The sequence below is a fragment of the Tropicimonas aquimaris genome, from assembly GCF_042676185.1.
In the GTDB taxonomy this organism is placed as follows: domain Bacteria; phylum Pseudomonadota; class Alphaproteobacteria; order Rhodobacterales; family Rhodobacteraceae; genus Tropicimonas; species Tropicimonas aquimaris.
Genome location: NZ_JBHTJT010000008.1, coordinates 360519 through 379084, shown reverse-complemented (window position 1 = coordinate 379084; position 18566 = coordinate 360519). Strand labels below are relative to the sequence as shown.

Here is an 18566-nt window from a genome sequence, read left to right as displayed (position 1 = left end):
CCACGCTCAGCCCTCCATCGCCTCCAACTCGTCGATCATGCCGGAGATCATTGCCAGCCCCTTGTCCCAGAATGAAGGATCGGTGGCGTCGAGACCGAAGGGCGCCAGCAGCTCCTTGTGATGCTTGGAGCCGCCAGCCTTGAGCATCTCGAAATATTTCTCCTGGAAGCTCGGGTCACCCTCCTCGTAGACCGCGTAGAGCGCGTTCACCAGCCCGTCGCCGAAGGCATAGGCATAGACATAGAAGGGCGAGTGGACGAAATGCGGGATGTAGGACCAGAAGGTCTCGTAGCCGTCCATGAAGCTGAACGCCGGGCCGAGGCTCTCGCCCTGCACCGACATCCAGAGCGCGTTGATCTCGTCCGGGGTCAGCTCGCTCTTGCGGCGTGCCTCGTGCAGCTTGCACTCGAAATCGTAGAAGGCGATCTGCCGGACCACGGTGTTGATCATGTCCTCGACCTTGCCGGCCAGCAACACCTTGCGCTGCGACGGGGTCCTGGCCTGCGAGAGAAGCTTGCGGAACGTGAGCATCTCGCCGAAGACGCTCGCGGTCTCGGCGAGGGTGAGAGGCGTGGAGGCCAGCAGTTCGCCCTGCCCCGCGGCCAGCACCTGGTGCACGCCGTGCCCGAGTTCGTGGGCGAGCGTCATCACGTCCCGCGGCTTGCCGAGGTAGTTGAGCATCACGTAGGGATGCACGTCCACGACGGTCGGGTGGGCAAAGGCGCCGGGGGCCTTACCGGGCTTCACCCCGGCGTCGATCCAGCCCTTCTCGAAGAACGGCGCGGCGATCTCGGCCATGCGCGGGCTGAACCCGGCATAGGCGTCGAGAACGGTCTGCTTCGCCTCCTCCCAGTCGACGATCCGGGTGTCCTCCATCGGCAGCGGCGCGTTGCGGTCCCAGACCTCCAGCGCGTTCAGCCCGAGCCACTTGCGCTTGAGGTCGTAGTAGCGGTGGCTGAGCTGCGGGTAGGCGTTGACCACGGCATTGCGCAGCGCCTCGACCACCTCGGGCTCGACCTGGTTGGACAGGTGACGGCCGGTCTGCGGTGTCGGCATCCCACGCCAGCGATCCTCGATCTCCTTCTCCTTGGCCAGGGTGTTGTGCACGCGGGCAAAGAGCGAAAGGTTCTCGGAGAAAACGCGGGCCAGTTCGCGGGCGGCGGCCTCGCGCAGCTCCCGGTCCTTCTCGGTCAGGAAGTTCAGCGTCGATTCCAGGCTGTGGGTCTCGCCCTGCACCTCGAATTGCAGCCCAGCCATGGTCTCGTCGAAAAGCCGGTTCCAGGCCGCAGCGCCGACGGTCGACTGGTCGTGCAGGAACTTCTCCAGCTCGTCGGAGAGCTGGTAGGGCTTCATCGCGCGCAGCTTGTCGAAGATCGGCTTGTAGCGGTGCAGATCCTCGTTCTCCGCCAGCAGAGTGGCCAGCGCCTCGTCCTCGATACGGTTCAGCTCCAGGCTGAAGAAGACCAGCGGCGTGGTGAAATTGGTGATCTTCTCCTGGCAATTGCCAAGGAATTGCGCCCGCTCGGCATCGATCGTGTTCTGGTAATAGCGCAGACCCGCAAAGGACATGATGCGCCCGGCGATCACCTCGATCTTCTCGTAGCGCAGCACGCATTCCAGCAGTCCCGCGGCATCAAGCGCGGCGAGCTTGCCCTCGTAATCCTCGGCAAAGCTCAGACAGGCCTGTTCCAGCCAGTCCATGTCCCGCTTCAGCTCCATCGCGTCCGGTGCGGTGTAGAGATCGCTGAGATCCCAGTCCGGCAGATCGCCGAGCCGCCGCGCCCCCTTGGGGTCGATATCTCGGACGGGACGTGGCATTTGCTGCATCATGGCGGAACCTCCTGCTCTGGTGCCGCTCAGATAAGCCGTCACGCGGGCAATCTTCAACCGCCCTGCGCAGCTTCTGCGTCTTCTTGGCGGAAATACCCCCGCCGGAGACATGAAATCTTCGTGCTCTACGCCGCTAGAAACGCGGGCGCCGAGGTCAGCCGGCCTCGGCCAGCCGCGCCACGTAACGGGCGAGCGTGTCGATCTCGAGGTTGATCCGGTCGCCCGTCTTCACCCGGCCCCAGGTCGTGACTTCCTTGGTGTGGGGGATGAAATTGATGCCGAAATCCCGGCCATCGACCTCGTTGACCGTCAGCGAGGTGCCGTCGAGCGCCACCGAACCCTTCGGCGCGATGAACTTGGCGAGCGCCTCGGGCGCCCGGAAGGTGACGCGGGTGCTGTCCCCCTCCTCGGCCATGGCGATCACCTCGGCCACCCCGTCGACATGGCCCGACACGATATGCCCGCCGAGCTCGTCGCCCACCTTGAGCGCGCGCTCGAGGTTGATACGCCCGCCGACGGTCCAGTCGGCGATGTTGGTCTTGCTCACGGTCTCGGCCGAGATGTCGACGCTGAACCAGTCCGGCCCCTTGTCGACCACCGTCAGGCAGACCCCCGCGCAGGCGATCGAGGCGCCCATGTCGACGGTGTCCATGTCGTAGCTTGTGCCGATCTGCGCCCGCAGATCGCCGCGGCGCTCCAGCGCCCGGATTTCGCCGATGTCGGTCACGATTCCGGTGAACATGGGGGACTCCTTCGTGGCTTTCCCGTGAGGTAACGGCGCGCGGGACCGGCGGCAAGCGCCAAACCGTCACTCCCGCCCGGGTCGAGGCCAGGCCGACACGCGGCGTGCATATCTCGCCCGACCCCTCAGGAAAGGGGTGACAGGCGCCGCCGGGGGCGCGATAGATGCCAGGCGATGAGACAGCCCGGCACGCCCACCGAAAGCGCCCCCGCGCCTGCCCGGCGGTTCCTGTTCCTGCAGGGGCCGCACGGGCCGTTCTTTGGCCAGCTCGGCGCGATGCTGCGCGCCGCCGGGGCGGAGGTCTGGCGGGTCGGATTCAACGCGGGCGACGCGGCCTTCTGGCCCGACCGGCCGAGCTACCTGCCCTTTGCGGAAGGCCCGGATGCCTGGCCCGCGCGCTGCGCCGCGCTGCTGGACGAGAAGCGCATCACCGACCTGGTGCTCTATGGCGACATCCGCCCGATCCACGCCGAGGCCGTGCGGCAGGCCCGCGCGCGCGGCCTGACGGTTCATGTCTTCGAGGAGGGCTACCTGCGCCCCTATTGGGTCACTTACGAGCGCGGCGGCTCCAACGGCCATTCCCGGCTGATGCAGCTCGGCGTCGACGCGATGCGGGCGGCGCTCGCGCATTCCGACCCTGACCTGCCGGATCCGCCCAGCCACTGGGGCGACACCCGACAGCACATCTGGTTCGGCGCGCTCTACCACTGGCACGTCATGTTCCGGAACCGCCGCTACGCCGGCTTTCGCCCGCATCGCGCCCTGAACGTTCGGCAGGAATTCCGGCTGCACCTGAAGCGGCTCCTGCTGCTGCCCGCGCACCGGCTGGAGCGCCACCTCGCCACCCGCGCCATCCTGCGCGCCGGCGCGCCCTATCACCTCGTGCTGCTGCAGCTCGAACACGACTCCAGTTTCCAGGCGCATGGCCCCTTCGAGACGATGGAAGAATTCCTGCAGCTCTGCATCGAAGCCTTCGCCACCGGCGCGCCGCGGCATCACCACCTCGTCTTCAAGGCGCACCCGCTGGAAGACGGGCGCAGCCCGCTCCGGCCGGACATCGCTCGGCTGGCCGCAGAGGCCGGCGTGTCCGAACGGGTGCATTTCGTCCCCGGCGGCAAGCTGGCCATGCTGCTCGATCACGCCCGCAGCGCGGTCACAGTGAATTCGACCGCCGGCCAACAGGTGCTCTGGCGCGGCTTGCCGCTGCGCAGCTTCGGTGCGGCGGTCTATGACAAGCCGGAATTCGTCTCCGATCAGCCGTTGGCGGAGTTCTTCGCCGCCCCCACCCGCCCCGACAGCCGCGCCTACCGCACCTATCGCTCCTACCTGCTGGAGACCTCGCAGGTCACCGGCGGCTTCTACTCCGCGCGCGGACGGCGCGAGCTCCTGCGGCAGGTGGTGGACATGATCCTCGCCCCGCAGGACCCCTATGACGCCCTCGCCTCCGGCAACTCGGCGCCCCGGCAACAGCTCCGGCTCGTCAAGTGAGCTTTGCATCGCGCGCCCGTTGCGCGAACGGGCGCGGCGCCGGCGCAACACTCGCCGCCCGGCTGCGCGGCGGCCTTCCCTTTTCCACGGTCTGCTGTAGGTTTGTCCGCAAAACTTGAGGCACAAATCCGTCCAAGGAGCCCGAGCAGTGAACAAGAGACAATCCCGCTGGGCCAAGGCGTTGGCCCTGTGCCTGGTGGCATCGGTTGCCAGCGGCTGCGCGCTGCCGCGATCCGGCCCCAGCAAATCCGAAATCTATTCCGGCTCGGTTCTCGAGAACGGCGATGCCTTCGTCGTATCGGTAAACGACCGCGTTACCCGCGCCACCTCCGTCACCCCGGTGCTGGGCTTTTCCAGCGAGTTCCTGAACGCCGGCGAAGTGGGCTCCGACACCATCCGCCCCGGCGACACGCTGGGCCTCAGGGTCTGGGAGAACGTTGACGACGGTCTGTTGTCGAGCGCCGGACAGGCCGCAACCGCTCTCGACGAGGTGCAGGTCGACGGCTCCGGCTTCATCTTCGTGCCCTATGCCGGGCGCATCCGCGCTGCCGGCAACACGCCCGAACGCCTGCGCCAGATCATCACCGAGAAGCTCGACGCCCAGACGCCGGACCCGCAGGTGATCGTCACCCGGCTCGCCGGCGACGGCGCCACGGTCTCGGTCATGGGCGGCATCGCCTCGCAGGGCGTCTACCCGATCGAACGCCCCACCCGGCGGCTCTCCGCAATGCTGGCCGAGGCTGGCGGGGTTACTGTTACGCCGGAGATTGCCCAGATCACCGTGATGCGTGGCAGCCACCAGTCCAAGGTCTGGTTCCAGGATCTCTTCGCCGATCCTCGGCTCGACATCGCCCTGCGCGGCGGCGACCGCATCCTGGTCGAGGAAGACACCCGCTCCTTCTCGGTGCTCGGGGCGACCGGCTCCCAGAACCGTATCCGCTTCGAGACCCAGACCCTTTCGGCCATCGAGGCGATCGCGCAGGTGGGCGGGCTCAACAGCAACCTCGCCGACCCGACCGGCGTCTTCGTGTTCCGCAACGAGCCCGAGTCCATCGCGCGTGCCGTGCTGGGCCGCAACGACCTCGTGGGCGATCAGCGCATGGTCTACGTGCTCGACCTGACCGAGCCGAACGGAATGTTCGAGGCCCGCGACTTCGCGATCCGCGACGACGACACGCTCTACGTCACGCAGGCGCCCTTCGTGCGTTGGCAGAAGACGCTCTCGGCGGTTACGGGCAGCCTGACGCCCTTGGCGAACTATTCCCAACTCGCCGGCAAGTAGGCCGCGCGCGTGGAAAATACCCCCATCGATGCCGCCGCGGAGACCTCTCCGCGGCGGCTTTTCATCTACAACGGCGGCTTCCTGAACCGGCGTCTGCGGCGCATACTGGCGCTCGCCGGCTGGAACGTCACCACCGGGCGCCCCGGCCCGGAGGACTGGGTCGGCGTCTGGGGTCACAGCCCGACCGCCGCGCGGGGCGAGGCGATGGCGGCGCGAAGCGGCGCGCGGCTCCTTCGGATCGAGGATCCCTTTCTCCGCTCCATCCATCTCGGCCGCGCCGGTGAGCCACCCATAGGGCTCCAAATAGACACCTCGGGAGTGCATTTCGACAGCGCCCAGCCCTCGGATCTCGAGGAGATCCTTGCCAACGAGCCGCTTGACGACACCGCCCTGCTGGACCGCGCCCGGCTGGCGATGGATCGGATACGCCGGGGGCATCTGAGCAAGTACAACGCCTTCGACCCGGACCTGCCCCCGCCGGCGCCGGGCTATATCCTGGTGATCGACCAGACCCGCGGCGATGCCTCGATCCGCCACGCCGGCGCCTCGGCCACCAGTTTTGCCGAGATGCTGACGGAGGCGCGGCTCGACAATCCCGGCGCCCGCATCCTCGTGCGTACTCATCCCGAGACGACCGCCGGCCATCGCCCGGGCCATTTCGACCCGGAGGACCTGCCCGAAGGGATCGAGGTCTGCACCGGCCCGGTCTCGACCTGGCATCTGCTCGATGGCGCGGTGCAGGTCCATACCGTCTCCTCCCAATTGGGCTTCGAAGCCATCCTCGCCGGCCATCGACCCAAGGTCTTCGGCCAGCCCTTCTACGCCGGATGGGGGCTTACCGAGGATGTGCGGCCCGTCGACCGACGCCAGCGCCGCCTCACCCGCGCGCAGCTCTTTGCCGGGGCAATGATCCTCTATCCGACCTGGTACGATCCCTGCCGCGACCGGGTCTGCACACTGGAAGAAGCGATCGATGGGCTCGAGGCGCGGGTCCGGGCCTTCCGCGAGGATCGTGCGGGCTATGTCGCGACCGGCATGCGACTCTGGAAGCGCCCGACTCTGCAAGGCTTCTTCGGCGGCACCTGCCGGTTGCGCTTCCGCGACGCAACATCGGCCTGCCGTCAGGCCAGGAAGGACGGACGCCCGGTGCTCGCCTGGGCAGGCAGCGTGAGGCCGGAGTTGCAGGACGCCGCAGAGCGGGCCAACGTGCCGCTGATCCGCGTCGAGGACGGGTTCCTGCGCTCGCGCGGGCTCGGGGCGGAACTGGTGCCTCCGCTGTCACTGGTCGCCGACGACCTTGGCATCTACTACGATCCCTCCCGGGAGAGCCGGCTGGAGATGCTTATCGCCGAGGCCGCGGCGCTGCCCCCCGAAGGGCTCCGCCGGGCCGAGCGGCTGGTGCTCCGCCTCACCGAGGCCGGGCTCACGAAATACAACCTCGCCGCCGAGGCCCTCCCCAGCCTGCCGGAGGGTCGGAGGATCCTGGTGCCCGGCCAGGTCGAGGACGATGCCTCGGTCTGTCTCGGGTGCGGGGAGATCCGCGACAACCTCGGCCTGCTGCGTGCCACGCGCGAGGCCAACCCGGACGCCGTCCTGGTCTACAAGCCGCATCCCGATGTCGAGGCCGGGCTGCGCCCTGGCGCGGTGCCCTCGAGCGAGCTCGAAGCCCTTGCCGATGCGGTGATCCGGCATGGCGATGCCGCCGCGCTGCTGGCAGAGGTCGACGAGGTCTGGACGCTCACCTCGCTGATGGGGTTCGAAGCGCTGCTGCGCGGGCGCAGGGTCACCTGCCTCGGCGCGCCGTTCTACGCCGGCTGGGGCCTGACTCGCGATCTCGGGGCGGTGCCGGCACGGCGGATGGCCCGCCCCTCGCTCGCCGCGCTGGCCCATGCGGCGCTGATCGCCTACCCCCGCTATCGCGACCCGGTCAGCGGCCTGCCCTGCCCGCCCGAAGTGGTGGTCGAGCGGCTGGCGCGCGGCACGCTGCCGAAGCCCGGACCGTTCAACCGCTCTCTCTCCAGGCTGCAGGGCCTGCTCGCCAGCCGAGCCGCGCTCTGGCGGTAAGCGTTGGGTGATTTTTCGTCCGAAGAATTGTGTGCCGTGCGGCGAGGTCGTCAGGTAGTGGCGCGTTCGGCCGGACGCCAGCGGGCAAGCACGTCCGGGCCGATCCGGTCCAGCCGGTCCAGCGCAAACCTCGGCGCTTCCGCCAGACGATCCAGCCCCATCGCGCCAAGCCCCGGCTGGCCCTCCGCGCCGAGCCCGATGCCCGCGGTGAAGGTCACCAACTCGTCCACAAGCCCCGCATTGAGCAACGAGGCCGCGAGCGCCCCGCCGCCTTCGCAGAACACCCGCGTCAGGCCGGCCGCGCCAAGCGCCTGCAGGAGCGAGAGCGGATCGATCTGCCGGCCGCCGTTCGGGGAAACGTCGATCAAGCGAGCGCCACGCCCGGCCCAGGCAGCGTGGCGCTGGGCATCGGCATCGGGGCCGTGGCAGATCCAGACGGGGGCCTCCTCGATCCGGGTGAAGAGGCGGCTCTCGGTAGGCAGGTCGATCCGGCGCGAGGCGACGATGCGGACCGGTTGGCGGTCGATGCCAAGGCCGCGGACCGTGAGGCTCGGATCGTCAGCCCGCGCGGTCCCCGCACCGACCAGCACGGCATCGTGGCTGGCGCGCATCGCATGAACTGCCCGCCGTGCCTCCGGGCCGGTGATCCACTGGCTCTCGCCGGTCGCGGTCGCGATGCGTCCGTCAAGGGAGGTCGCGAGCTTCAACGTCAGGTGGGGGCGGCCGCGGTTGATGCGGCTCAGGAACCCCTCGTTGCCGCGCCGAGCCTCCGCCTCCATCACACCGGCCGTCAGCGCGACACCTGCGGCGGCGAGCCGCGCGTGCCCCTGCCCTGCGACCCGCGGATCGGGATCGGTCAGGGCGCTGACGACGCGGGCGACGCCAGCCTCGGCCAGCGCCTCGGCGCAGGGCGGGGTCTTGCCGTGATGGGCACAGGGTTCCAGCGTGACATAGGCGGTGGCGCCGCGCGCCGCGTCGCCGGCCTGGGCCAGCGCCTCCGTCTCGGCATGGGGGCGGCCGCCCGGTTGCGTCCAGCCACGCCCAAGAACGCGGCCGCCCTTGACGATCACGCAGCCGACCGCCGGGTTCGGCCAGACCTGGCCAAGCCCGCGCGCGCCGAGACCGAGCGCCATCGCCATGAAGCGGCGATCGATCGCGGCCGTGTCCTGCATGCCTATTCCTGGGGTGGCAGGTTCGGTCGCAACTCGCTGACGAACTTGTCGAAATCGTCCGCAGCCTGGAAGTTCTTGTAAACGCTGGCAAAGCGCACGTAGGCGACGGTGTCGATCCGGGCCAGGCTCTCCATGACGATCTCGCCGATCACCTTGGAGGGAATGTCCGTCTCGCCCATGCTCTCCAGACGCCGCACGATGCCAGAGATCATCTGGTCCATGCGCTCCGGCTCGACGGGGCGCTTCTGCAACGCGATCCGGATCGAGCGTTCCAGCTTGTCGCGGTCGAAATCCTCGCGCCGCCCATTGGACTTGATCACGACCAGGTCGCGCAATTGCACCCGTTCATAAGTGGTGAACCGGCCGCCGCAGGCCGGACAGAAGCGCCGCCTCCGGATGGCCACGTGATCTTCCGCCGGGCGGGAGTCCTTCACCTGGGTGTCAACATTTCCACAAAACGGGCAGCGCATCGCGTCCCCCTTACCTCTGCTCCTGGGGGTGCTCCCCCTCTTGTTGGACCGACTATAGGGAATCGGCCATGGCTTGGGTAGAGGATTTGTCCACACACCGGATATTGGGGCAATCCACAGGATTTTCTGCCACTTGCCATCGCGGCTTCATCCAGCGGATCAGGCCAGGTGAACGGCAACTTCGCGGCGGTGCGGACGGGTGCGATGTTCGAAGAGGTAGACGCCCTGCCAGGTGCCGAGGGCCATGCGCCCGCCAATGACCGGGATGCCGAGCGACACCGGCAGGAGCGCGGCCTTGATATGTGCGGGCATGTCGTCGGGCCCCTCGTAGGTGTGCCGCAGGTAGCGCATGGAGGGGTCGTTGCTCGGCGGCACAAGGCGGTGGAAGAATTCCCGGAGGTCGCCCTGCACCTCCGGGTCGGCATTCTCCTGGATCAGAAGCGAGGCGGAGGTATGCCGCACCAGGAGCGTCAACACCCCGTCGCGCGGCGGGAGCGATGCCAGCCAGGCCGAGAGATCGGTTGTGAACTCGTAGAGGCCGGGGCCCCGGGTCTCGATCTCGAAGACATGATTCATGCGCAAAGGTCTCCGGTGCCGGTCGGCTCGCGCTCGGGTATCCTGAAACTCATCCCGGAGCGGTCTCGCGGCCTATCGGCCTCTTTGCTGATTGACACGGGCCTGACTGCACAGCACTCGCGCCTGCCTCACGGTGATGGTCTGCCCACTCCGCGGACCGGCCCCCATCTCCACGACCGAAGAGGATGGCCCCGACGGACCGAGTGCAAAGGTGTAAGCTTCGCGATTGTTCGCATATTTGCTGGGGGCGCGACCGCCGACGACCGTCAGATAATCGGAGTTGTCGGCACCAAGGCGCCGTTTGGCAAAATCGCCCGCCGCGCAGAAGTAATCCGTCTTGCCCATGCCGGCGCGCGTCCAGACCTCGAACGTTGGACCGGGGCCGATCGCCGAGAGCCCACTTGCGGTGGACATTCTTTGGACTGTCTGTCCAACCGAAACCTGAGGCGCGACCGCCAGGGCCAAAGCTATGAAAAGAAGCAATTTACGATGTGTCATCTTCCCGACCTCCTTCGTCAAAGGGAAGCGTTCCGGCGTGAAAGGTGACGGCACGCAACGGTACGAAAATGCGCACCTGCCGTCCGCTCCACCCCGTGATCACAGCTTACCGGAAACCATGGTCACCTCAAAGGAGCAACGCCGTTCAAGTTCATTTGACGCAACGCAACTGGCAGCTCATCCGAAGAGGGCGTCGCCGCGTTCGTCGATCAGCTTCTTGGCCTTTGCGGTCGAGATCTCGCGCGCCTCGTCCTCGTTGTTGCAGACATCGGCGCGGATCAGCCGGTGGCTGCGGGTCTCGCCGTCGAAATCCTTCTCGATCGTCGCGCAGACCCGGAGCCCGCCGGATTCCTTGATGGGTTCCGGAAGGATCCGGAACCCGTTGTAGGTTTCGGGTTCGACCTCTGGGGTCGACCCACCGCTGCCGAACAGGCGTGAAAGAAGCGACATTGGCGCGGCTCCCGTGGTCTTGGCGTTACTGGTCCAGGAAACTGCGCAGCTTGCGCGAGCGGCTCGGGTGCTTAAGCTTGCGCAGCGCCTTCGCCTCGATCTGGCGGATCCGCTCGCGGGTCACCGAGAACTGCTGGCCGACCTCTTCCAGCGTGTGATCGGTGTTCATGCCGATGCCGAAGCGCATCCGCAGAACCCGCTCCTCGCGCGGGGTGAGCGAGGCCAGAACCCGCGTCGTCGTTTCCTTCAGGTTTTCCTGAATGGCGGAGTCGAGCGGCAGGACGGCGTTCTTGTCCTCGATGAAATCGCCGAGCTGGCTGTCTTCCTCGTCGCCGATCGGCGTCTCGAGGGAGATCGGCTCTTTGGCGATCTTCATTACCTTGCGGACCTTCTCCAGCGGCATCTGCAGCTTTTCCGCCAGTTCTTCCGGCGTCGGCTCGCGGCCGATCTCGTGCAGCATCTGGCGACCGGTGCGGACCAGCTTGTTGATCGTCTCGATCATGTGGACCGGGATCCGGATCGTGCGGGCCTGGTCAGCGATGGAGCGGGTGATCGCCTGGCGGATCCACCACGTGGCATAGGTCGAGAACTTGTAGCCGCGGCGATACTCGAACTTGTCCACGGCCTTCATCAGGCCGATGTTGCCTTCCTGAATGAGATCAAGGAATTGCAACCCGCGGTTGGTGTATTTCTTGGCGATGGAAATCACCAGGCGCAGGTTGGCCTCGACCATTTCCTTCTTGGCCTGGCGGGCTTCCTTCTCGCCCTTCTGCACTTGCTGGACGATCCGGCGGAACTCCGGAATGTCAACGCCCACATAGGTGCCGACCTGGGCCATTTCGGCGCGCAGCTCGGCCACGTTGTCGGCCGAGCGCTCGAACAGCGCGGCCCAGCCACGCCCCGGCTGCGCCGACATCCGCTCCATCCAGGACGGGTCGAGTTCGTACCCCTTGTAGGCCTCGATGAACTCGCGGCGGTTGATGCGGGCCTGGTCGGCCAGCTTTACCATCGAGCTGTCGATCGACATGATCTTGCGGTTGATGCCGTAGAGCTGGTCGATCAGCGCCTCGATCCGGTTGTTGTGCAGGTGAAGTTCGTTCACCAGTTCGACGATTTCGGAGCGCAGCTTCTGGTAACGCGCCTCTTCGGAGGCTGAGAACGATCCATCTTCGTTCAGCGTGGCCGACATGCGCGCGTCCTGCATCTCTTCCAGATCGGTGAAGTCGCGCGCGATGCGGTCGAGGATGTCGAGCACGCGCGGCTTGAGCGCGGCTTCCATCGCGGCGAGCGACATGTTGGCCTGCTCGTCCTCGTCGTCCTCTTCCTCGCGGCGGATCGGGTTGCCGTCGGCGTCGTACTCGGGCTCGTCCTTCTTGGATTCGGACGAGGCATCGACGTCGAGGTTCTCGACAACCGGCTCGTCACCCTCCTCCTCGTCCAGCCCACGCCCGAAGGTGGTCTCGAGGTCGATCACGTCGCGCAGCAGGATTTCCTCGGCGAGGAGTTCGTCACGCCAGATGGTGATGGCCTGGAAGGTCAGCGGGCTCTCGCAGAGGCCCGCGATCATGGTGTTGCGGCCAGCCTCGATGCGCTTGGCGATGGCAATCTCGCCCTCGCGGGACAACAGCTCGACCGAGCCCATCTCGCGCAGGTACATCCGGACCGGGTCATCGGTGCGGTCGAGTTTCTCGGTCTCGGTGGTGGCCACGGCCACTTCGCGGGAGCTCGAGGTTTCCACGACCTCGGTGGAGCCGCTCTTGCGGGCAGCGTCCCCGCCTTCCTCGTCCTCGGCTTCCTCGGCCTCGATGACATTGATGCCCATTTCGGAGAGCATCGACATGACGTCTTCGATCTGCTCGGAAGACACCTGGTCGGGCGGCAGCACCTGGTTGAGCTGGTCGTAGGTGATGTAGCCCTTCTCCCGGGCTTCGGCGATCATCTTCTTGACCGCCGCCTGACTCATGTCGAGGGTCACGTCCTGATCGGAATCGTCGGTCTTGCGGTCTTCGGTGTCCTTGGCGGCCATTCAGATCTCCTGATCTCGCGGGAGGCTGATTCGTTCTCGATGTAAACGAATCAATAGCGCACGATTCGCGATGCGCCACCCGGCATATGCACAGCGGCCCGGAATTCCAAGATCCGGGGCCTGGTTGTCACTCACGCTGCCGACCTCTCTCACCGGGTCCGGCAAACCCGATGGCGTTCAGCAGCGCCTCAAGGTCCGAGCGTTCGTCCCGGTCGATGCGGGCACCATTCTCGGCAATATCGAAATCCGCCCGGTCGCCTTCCTGGTTGCGCGAAGCCATCTCCCCCGCCCGGGCCGAAAGGGTCAGGCGGTGGTCGATCCAGGCTTCGGGCGCATCCGCGAAACCGGCCATCGCCTCTTCGATCTCGCGCAGGGCGCCGCGCATGGCGGCAAGCTTGGCGAATTCCTCGGTCAGGCACAGGCGAGCCAGTTCCACGTCGCCGGGTTTGCGAACGGACGGGGCCAACGTGACATGGCGCGCCGAGTGCAGCCTTTCAAGGGCATCCGGGCCGATCCTTTCGCAGATCAGGGCCTCGATGCTCTCCTGCGTGTCCTCCGGGCCACAGCACAGCAGCAACCCGGCGATCCCCGCATGGTCATGCCCGGCGAAGTCCATCTCCTCCAGCGCATGGGTGAATTCCTCCAGCATCGCCGGCGTGCGGATCAGCGTGGCGAGGATCACCGCCTCGCGCAGGAGCAGCGCCTGGTCGGCATCCGCCGCGGCCAGCAGCGAGGCCCGCGTGCCGGCCACCGGAACGGCCGCCGCCGGCTGTGAGCCTCGGCCGCGCCACGGCGCCCGCCACTCGCCCTTGCGCCCCTGCCCCGCGCCATTGCCGCCCTGCGCGCGGTTGAAGCCGAAGAGCGTGCTGCGCCGGTCGCGAATCTCTTCGGCATAATGGGCGCGAATCGCTGGGTCGGCGATCTTCCTGATCGTTTCCCTGAGCGCCTTGTCGAGCGCCGCGCGCCGCTCCGGGCTGTCGAGCACCTTGCCCTCGATCTCCCGCTGCCAGAGCAGGGAAACCATGGGCTGCGCGTCGTCGAGCAGGGCCTGCATCGCCTGCGGACCCTTGGCCTTGAGCAGTTCATCGGGGTCCTGGCCATTCGGCATCAGGCAAAAACGCAGCGACTGGCCGGCCTCCAGCAGCGGCAGGGCCAGGTCGATCAGCCGCAATGCCGCTTTCAGGCCCGCGCTATCGCCGTCCATGGCGACCACCGGCTCGGGATGTATGCGCCACATCAGGCGGAGCTGATCTTCGGTGATCGCTGTGCCGAGTCCGGCCACCGTGGCCGCAAACCCCGCCTCGCTGAGTGCGATCACGTCCATGTAGCCCTCGGCCAGCACCAGCGGGTGCCCCTTGCCGGCGGCCTCGCGTGCGGGGCCGTGGTTGTAGAGGCTGCGGCCCTTGTCGAAGAGGTCGGTGTCCGGCGAGTTCAGGTACTTGGCGTTGTCGTTGGGGTCCATGGCCCGCGCCCCGAAGGCGATCGCCCGGCCGCGCGCATCGCGGATCGGAAACATCACCCGGTTGCGGAAGAAGTCGTAGGGGTTGCGTCCCTGGTTGGACGGCTTGGCAAGGCCGCAGCCCAAGATCAGGTCGGGCGCGATGCCCTTGGCTGTGAGGTGATCCCAAAGGTTCTGCCACCCCGGCGGCGCGAAACCGATCTGCCAGCGCTCCAGCGCCTCGGGCGAAAGGCCCCTCCTGTCGCTCAGGTAAGTACGGGCGGCGGCCCCGGCGCCGGTCTTAAGCTGGAGCCGGAAGTATTTCACCGCCTCTTCCATCACCTCGGTGAGTTGGCTCCGCCGGTCTGCCGTCTGCTGCGCCCTCGGGTCGCGCGCGGGCATCTGCAGGCCGGCTTCCTGGGCCAGGATTTCCACCGCCTCCATGAAACCCACGTTCTCCGTCTCCCGCACGAAGGCCAGCGCATCGCCCGAGGCCTGGCAGCCGAAGCAATGGTAGAATCCCTTGCGGTCGTCGACGTGGAAGGAAGCTGTCTTTTCCTGATGGAACGGGCAAGGGGCCCACCAGTCGCCCTTGGCCTGGTTGGATTTCCGCATGTCCCACGTCACCTTGCGCCCGACCACTTGCGAAAGCGAGGTGCGGGTGCGTAGCTCGTCTAAGAATCCAGGTGGCAGGGACATTCGCTCAATATCGGTTGCGGCCGCCGCCAAGTCCAGTGGCCCCGTGGCGATCCCTCGGATTATACGGATGGAAAAGGCGGCTCAACCGCGCGCCGCCACATTCCGCATCGCATGTTCGATCTCGGTGGCCGCGGTCCGTGCCATCGAGCGCATCACCAGCAACTCGAAGCCCCCGTCGACGGCCGTGATCTGCGCATTCATATGCCCCAGCAGGCTGCGCGCCGTGCGCCCTGCCTGGAACGCCTTGCCGCGCAGGTCCAGCGGGCAGAGTCGCGCCAGCACCAGCGCGGCATCCGCACCTTCCAGCCTGATCCCGGCCCAGCCCTCGGTCTGGTCGACCACTGCCCCGTGATGCGACAGCTCCTTAGCAGGCGCCGGCCCGGCGAGAAGCGCCTGTGCCCGGCCGGCCCAGAGGATCCGGGTCCCCCCATTCTCCAGGGTCTCTCCCGGCTCCGGGAAATACACCCCATGCGCCGCCTGCAGCGCGTGGCTCATCGCCCGTGCTTCGCCCGGCCAGGGCGCGAGCAAGGTCAGCCTGACGGCCGGCAGTTCGGTCAGCGTCAGGTCGCCATGTGAGACGCAGAGCCCGCCGAGCGGGGTTTCAGCTGCCAGCCTGATCACGCATCCGCCCTCCTTCGGGGTCGAAGAAGACCGGGTCGCGCACCTCGCAGAGGGCCTGGGTCTCCTGCAACCGGTCCACCATCCGCACAACCTCGCCATGCCGTTCCCGTCCGCCTGCGAGGAAGCCGAGCGCCAGGTGCGTGCCGAGCGTCGGCGAATAGGCCGAGGAGGTGATGTAGCCCTGGTCGGTCTCCGGCGTCGCCGAGGCGCCCTTGCGAAAGAGATGCGCGCCTGCCGGCAAACGCCAGTCCGGCTCCAGCGGAACGAGGCCGACGAGCTGTTCCCGGCGCGGGCCGAGCAGCCCCGGCCGCGCCGCTCCGGCCCGGCCAATGAAATCCGCCTTCTTGGGCGACAGCATCCCCTGCAGCCCGAGATCGAAGGCGGTGGTGCGGCCGTGCATCTCGGCATGGGTCGGGAAGCCCTTCTCGATCCGCAGCACGTTGAGCGCCTCCATGCCGTAGGGGCCACCGCCAAGCCCCTCGGCCACCGCCAGCAGCAAGCGGAAGAGGCTCGCGCCATCACGGGCGGGCACCGCGATCTCGTAGCCGAGTTCGCCGGAGAAGGAGATCCGGAACAGCCGCGCCGGGGTGCCCGCCACATGGACCGCGCCGCAGGACATGAAAGGAAAGGCCGCGCCACCGACGTCCTCGTCCACCACCGCCTGCAGCACCTCCCGCGCCCGCGGGCCGGCAATCGCGAATTGCGCCCAGGCGTCGGTGACGGAGGTGAAGCGCAGCCGCGCCCGCGGCAGGAAGGCCTGCTGCACGAGTTCGAGATGCTGCATCACCTGCCCCGCGGCGGCGGTCGTGGTGGTCATCACCCACCTGTCGCCGTCGAGCCGCGCGATGGTGCCGTCGTCCATCACGTGACCGTCCTCGCGCAGCATGATCCCGTAGCGCACGCGCCCCGGCTTCAGCGTCGACACGCGGTTGGCATAGACGAGATCGAGGAACGCGCCCACGTCCGGCCCGTGCAGCTCGATCTTGCCGAGCGTAGAGACATCGCAGATGCCCACCGCCTCGCGCACCATCCGCACCTCGCGGTCGCAGGATTGCCGCCAGGTCGTCTCACCCGGCGCGGGGAAATAGCTCGGCCGATACCAGAGCCCCGCTTCCACCATCGGCGCGCCGCGAAGGAGGCTGGCCGAATGGCTGGTGGTCAACCGCTCCGGCGCAAACCCATGCCCCTGCGCCCCCGCCCCCATCGCGCCGATCGGCACCGGCTGGAAGGGCGGGCGGTAGGTGGTGGTGCCGGTCTCCAGGATGCTCCGGCCGGTCGCATCGGCCAGCACGGCGAGCGCGTTGATGTTGCTGTTCTTGCCCTGGTCCGGCGCCATGCCCTGCGTGGTGTAGCGCTTCATGTACTCGACGCTGTCGAAGCCCTCGCGCACCGCCAGCGCCACGTCCTTGGTCGTCACGTCGTTCTGGAAATCAAGCCAGGCGCGCCCCTTGCCGGGCACCACCCAGATCGGGCTGCTGCGGCCCGCGTCCTGCTCCGCCGGCGGCACATCCAGTTCAGGGACCGGCAGGCCGAGGTGTTCGAGGGCGAGACCCGCCGCCCGCAGCCCGTCCCGCAGACACCCCGCCGTGTCGAACACGCCATTGGCCGTCCCCGCGGGGATCAGCCCCGGCAGCGCGCCGGGCGCATCCCGTGGCGCGGGCAGGAAGGCGTGGTGCGCCGCGCTCCAGACCGGCCGCGCGCCCATGTGGCAGCTCAGGTGGACCGAAGGGTTCCAGCCGCCCGACATGGCCAGCGCCTCGGCGGCGATGGCCCGGGTCTTGCCGTCCTGCCGCACCAGCACCTGCCGCAGCCCCTTGCGGCCGCGCGTGCCCACGACCTCCGCCCCCGCAAGCACCGGGAAATCGCCGTCGCAGGCCGCGCCTTCCCTCGGGTCGATCAGCGCCGCCACCTGCACACCCGCCGTCGCAAGGTCGCGCGCGGTGCGGTGCGCGTCGTCATTGGCCGCGAAGACGGCCACCGAGGCGCCGGGGCTGACGCCGAACCGGTTGAGATAGCTGCGCACCGCCGAGGCCATCATCACCCCGGGCCGGTCATTGTCGGCAAAGGCGATGGGGCGTTCGATAGCGCCCGTCGCCATCACGGCCGCCCGCGCGGTGATGCGCCAGAAGCAGTCGCGCGGCAGGTCTTGCGCGGGCGCGGCCAGGTGCTCCCCTACCCGCTCGAGCGCGCCATAGACACCGCCGTCATAGGCGCCGGTGACGGCGGTCCGGGTCATGACCCGCACGTTGGGCATGGCACGGAGCCGTGTCGCCATCTCTTCCGCCCAGCCGGCGGCAGACCCGCCGCCGATCTCCTCGACCTCGGACAGGAGCCGCCCGCCCGGCTCGTTGCTCTCATCGGCGAGGAGCACATCTGCCCCCGCCTCGCCCGCCGCGAGCGCCGCCATCAGCCCCGCAGGCCCCGCGCCGATCACCAGCAGGTCACAATGGGCAAAGGCCTTTTCGTGCCGCTCGGTGTCGGCGGTCTCCGGCAGCCGCCCGAGGCCCGCGGCGCGACGGATCAGCGGCTCGTAGACCCGCTCCCAGAAGCCACGCGGCCACATGAAGGTCTTGTAGTAGAACCCGGCCCCGAGAAACGGCGACAGCAGGCCGTTCACCGCCAGGAGGTCCGCCCCGAGGCTCGGCCAGCGGTTCTGGCTCCGCGCCTCCAGCCCCTCGTAGAGCTCCTGCACCGTCGCGCGGACGTTCGGCACCGCGGCACCTGCGCGCCCGACCTCAACCAGCGCATTCGGCTCCTCGGAGCCGGCGGTCATCACGCCGCGGGGCCGGTGATACTTGAACGACCGCCCCACCAGGTGAATGCCATTGGCCATCAGCGCCGAGGCGAGCGTATCGCCCGGATGACCGGTCAGCAGCCTCCCGTCGAAGGTAAAAGGCAGCGAGACCCGCCGGTCGATGCGGCCGCGCCCATCCACCCTCATTGCTCGGGCTCCCCGTTTACCAGCAAAACGCTGATCACCTCGTGGGTCACCGTGTTCCGCTCCACGATCAGCCACGCCCCGCAGCCCGCGCCATGCCACCAGAGTTCACGGCTCTGTCCGGCGGGGTTGTCGCGCAGGTGGAGATAGGCATGCCATTCCTCCGGCAGCGCCTCGGCGTCGGGACGTTCCAGCGTCACCGCCGCGCCGCGCGGGGAAAACTCGCGCAGGTCGCGCGGGCCGCAGAGGGGACAGCGGATCAGCATGGTCCT

General features: G+C 67.9%; 15 protein-coding genes. 3 read left to right on the top strand and 12 right to left on the bottom strand.

All coding sequences use genetic code 11. The features are described 5' to 3' along the window. Positions 1-6: 6 nt before the first annotated feature. Both ACFQ2S_RS08205 and ACFQ2S_RS08200 read right to left on the bottom strand, forming a co-directional pair. A complete protein-coding gene (locus ACFQ2S_RS08205) occupies positions 7-1827 on the bottom strand; it encodes a M3 family oligoendopeptidase (RefSeq protein WP_386074306.1) in 1821 nt (606 codons plus the stop codon). Positions 1828-1984: 157 nt separating this feature from the next. Then, positions 1985-2572: a riboflavin synthase gene (locus tag ACFQ2S_RS08200; RefSeq protein ID WP_386073960.1), complete on the bottom strand. Its 588-nt coding sequence runs from the start codon at positions 2570-2572 to the stop codon at positions 1985-1987. A gap of 174 nt (positions 2573-2746) precedes the next feature. On the opposite strand from ACFQ2S_RS08200, the gene ACFQ2S_RS08195 reads away from it, so the two are divergent. From ACFQ2S_RS08195 to ACFQ2S_RS08185, 3 genes are all read left to right on the top strand, one after another. After that, positions 2747-4060, top strand: coding sequence for a capsule biosynthesis protein (locus tag ACFQ2S_RS08195; RefSeq protein ID WP_386073959.1), 1314 nt, complete (start codon positions 2747-2749; stop codon positions 4058-4060). Between the two features lie 148 nt (positions 4061-4208). Then, complete coding sequence (locus ACFQ2S_RS08190; RefSeq protein WP_386073958.1) at positions 4209-5342, top strand: polysaccharide biosynthesis/export family protein; 1134 nt, start codon at positions 4209-4211, stop codon at positions 5340-5342. Between the two features lie 9 nt (positions 5343-5351). Beyond that, positions 5352-7406, top strand: coding sequence for a capsular polysaccharide biosynthesis protein (locus ACFQ2S_RS08185; protein ID WP_386073957.1), 2055 nt, complete (start codon positions 5352-5354; stop codon positions 7404-7406). Between the two features lie 50 nt (positions 7407-7456). On the opposite strand, the gene ribD is transcribed toward ACFQ2S_RS08185, so the two are convergent. The 10 genes from ribD to ACFQ2S_RS08135 all read right to left on the bottom strand — a co-directional run bounded on the left by ribD (position 7457) and on the right by ACFQ2S_RS08135 (position 18560). Beyond that, the gene (gene ribD / locus ACFQ2S_RS08180) at positions 7457-8578 is read right to left on the bottom strand and encodes a bifunctional diaminohydroxyphosphoribosylaminopyrimidine deaminase/5-amino-6-(5-phosphoribosylamino)uracil reductase RibD (RefSeq protein ID WP_386073956.1); all 1122 of its coding nucleotides are present in this window, start codon (positions 8576-8578) and stop codon (positions 7457-7459) included. 2 nt (positions 8579-8580) lie between these two features. Further along, positions 8581-9048, bottom strand: a complete 468-nt coding sequence (nrdR, locus tag ACFQ2S_RS08175; protein ID WP_089232055.1) for a transcriptional regulator NrdR — start codon at positions 9046-9048, stop codon at positions 8581-8583. A 159-nt stretch (positions 9049-9207) separates the two neighbouring features. After that, the gene (locus ACFQ2S_RS08170; RefSeq protein ID WP_386073955.1) at positions 9208-9624 is read right to left on the bottom strand and encodes a secondary thiamine-phosphate synthase enzyme YjbQ; all 417 of its coding nucleotides are present in this window, start codon (positions 9622-9624) and stop codon (positions 9208-9210) included. A 72-nt stretch (positions 9625-9696) separates the two neighbouring features. Beyond that, positions 9697-10122: a hypothetical protein gene (locus ACFQ2S_RS08165; protein ID WP_386073954.1), complete on the bottom strand. Its 426-nt coding sequence runs from the start codon at positions 10120-10122 to the stop codon at positions 9697-9699. A 177-nt stretch (positions 10123-10299) separates the two neighbouring features. Beyond that, positions 10300-10572 carry an HlyU family transcriptional regulator gene (locus ACFQ2S_RS08160; protein WP_386073953.1) on the bottom strand — a complete coding sequence of 91 codons (273 nt, stop codon included), beginning with the start codon at positions 10570-10572 and terminating at the stop codon, positions 10300-10302. Between the two features lie 25 nt (positions 10573-10597). Further along, positions 10598-12598 carry an RNA polymerase sigma factor RpoD gene (gene rpoD, locus ACFQ2S_RS08155; protein ID WP_386073952.1) on the bottom strand — a complete coding sequence of 667 codons (2001 nt, stop codon included), beginning with the start codon at positions 12596-12598 and terminating at the stop codon, positions 10598-10600. A 127-nt stretch (positions 12599-12725) separates the two neighbouring features. Then, the gene (gene dnaG, locus ACFQ2S_RS08150) at positions 12726-14735 is read right to left on the bottom strand and encodes a DNA primase (protein ID WP_386073951.1); all 2010 of its coding nucleotides are present in this window, start codon (positions 14733-14735) and stop codon (positions 12726-12728) included. An 81-nt stretch (positions 14736-14816) separates the two neighbouring features. After that, on the bottom strand, positions 14817-15356 hold the full coding sequence (locus tag ACFQ2S_RS08145; protein ID WP_386073950.1) for a sarcosine oxidase subunit gamma: 540 nt from the start codon (positions 15354-15356) through the stop codon (positions 14817-14819). Further along, positions 15337-18297: a sarcosine oxidase subunit alpha family protein gene (locus ACFQ2S_RS08140; protein WP_386073949.1), complete on the bottom strand. Its 2961-nt coding sequence runs from the start codon at positions 18295-18297 to the stop codon at positions 15337-15339. Before ACFQ2S_RS08140 ends, ACFQ2S_RS08145 begins: the two co-directional genes overlap by 20 nt. Continuing rightward, positions 18294-18560, bottom strand: coding sequence for a sarcosine oxidase subunit delta (locus tag ACFQ2S_RS08135; RefSeq protein WP_386073948.1), 267 nt, complete (start codon positions 18558-18560; stop codon positions 18294-18296). The genes ACFQ2S_RS08140 and ACFQ2S_RS08135 overlap by 4 nt, the downstream gene beginning before the upstream one ends. Between the last annotated feature and the right edge of the window lie 6 nt (positions 18561-18566).

What these genes read in the sequence shown, in the direction of transcription:
- ACFQ2S_RS08205 (WP_386074306.1), bottom strand. Translation starts at nt 1,827, where the DNA reads ATGCAGCAAATGCCACGTCCCGTCCGAGATATCGACCCCAAGGGGGCG.
- ACFQ2S_RS08200 (WP_386073960.1), bottom strand. Translation starts at nt 2,572, where the DNA reads ATGTTCACCGGAATCGTGACCGACATCGGCGAAATCCGGGCGCTGGAG.
- ACFQ2S_RS08195 (WP_386073959.1), top strand. Translation starts at nt 2,747, where the DNA reads ATGAGACAGCCCGGCACGCCCACCGAAAGCGCCCCCGCGCCTGCCCGG.
- ribD (WP_386073956.1), bottom strand. Translation starts at nt 8,578, where the DNA reads ATGCAGGACACGGCCGCGATCGATCGCCGCTTCATGGCGATGGCGCTC.
- nrdR (WP_089232055.1), bottom strand. Translation starts at nt 9,048, where the DNA reads ATGCGCTGCCCGTTTTGTGGAAATGTTGACACCCAGGTGAAGGACTCC.
- ACFQ2S_RS08170 (WP_386073955.1), bottom strand. Translation starts at nt 9,624, where the DNA reads ATGAATCATGTCTTCGAGATCGAGACCCGGGGCCCCGGCCTCTACGAG.
- ACFQ2S_RS08165 (WP_386073954.1), bottom strand. Translation starts at nt 10,122, where the DNA reads ATGACACATCGTAAATTGCTTCTTTTCATAGCTTTGGCCCTGGCGGTC.
- ACFQ2S_RS08160 (WP_386073953.1), bottom strand. Translation starts at nt 10,572, where the DNA reads ATGTCGCTTCTTTCACGCCTGTTCGGCAGCGGTGGGTCGACCCCAGAG.
- rpoD (WP_386073952.1), bottom strand. Translation starts at nt 12,598, where the DNA reads ATGGCCGCCAAGGACACCGAAGACCGCAAGACCGACGATTCCGATCAG.
- dnaG (WP_386073951.1), bottom strand. Translation starts at nt 14,735, where the DNA reads ATGTCCCTGCCACCTGGATTCTTAGACGAGCTACGCACCCGCACCTCG.
- ACFQ2S_RS08140 (WP_386073949.1), bottom strand. Translation starts at nt 18,297, where the DNA reads ATGAGGGTGGATGGGCGCGGCCGCATCGACCGGCGGGTCTCGCTGCCT.
- ACFQ2S_RS08135 (WP_386073948.1), bottom strand. Translation starts at nt 18,560, where the DNA reads ATGCTGATCCGCTGTCCCCTCTGCGGCCCGCGCGACCTGCGCGAGTTT.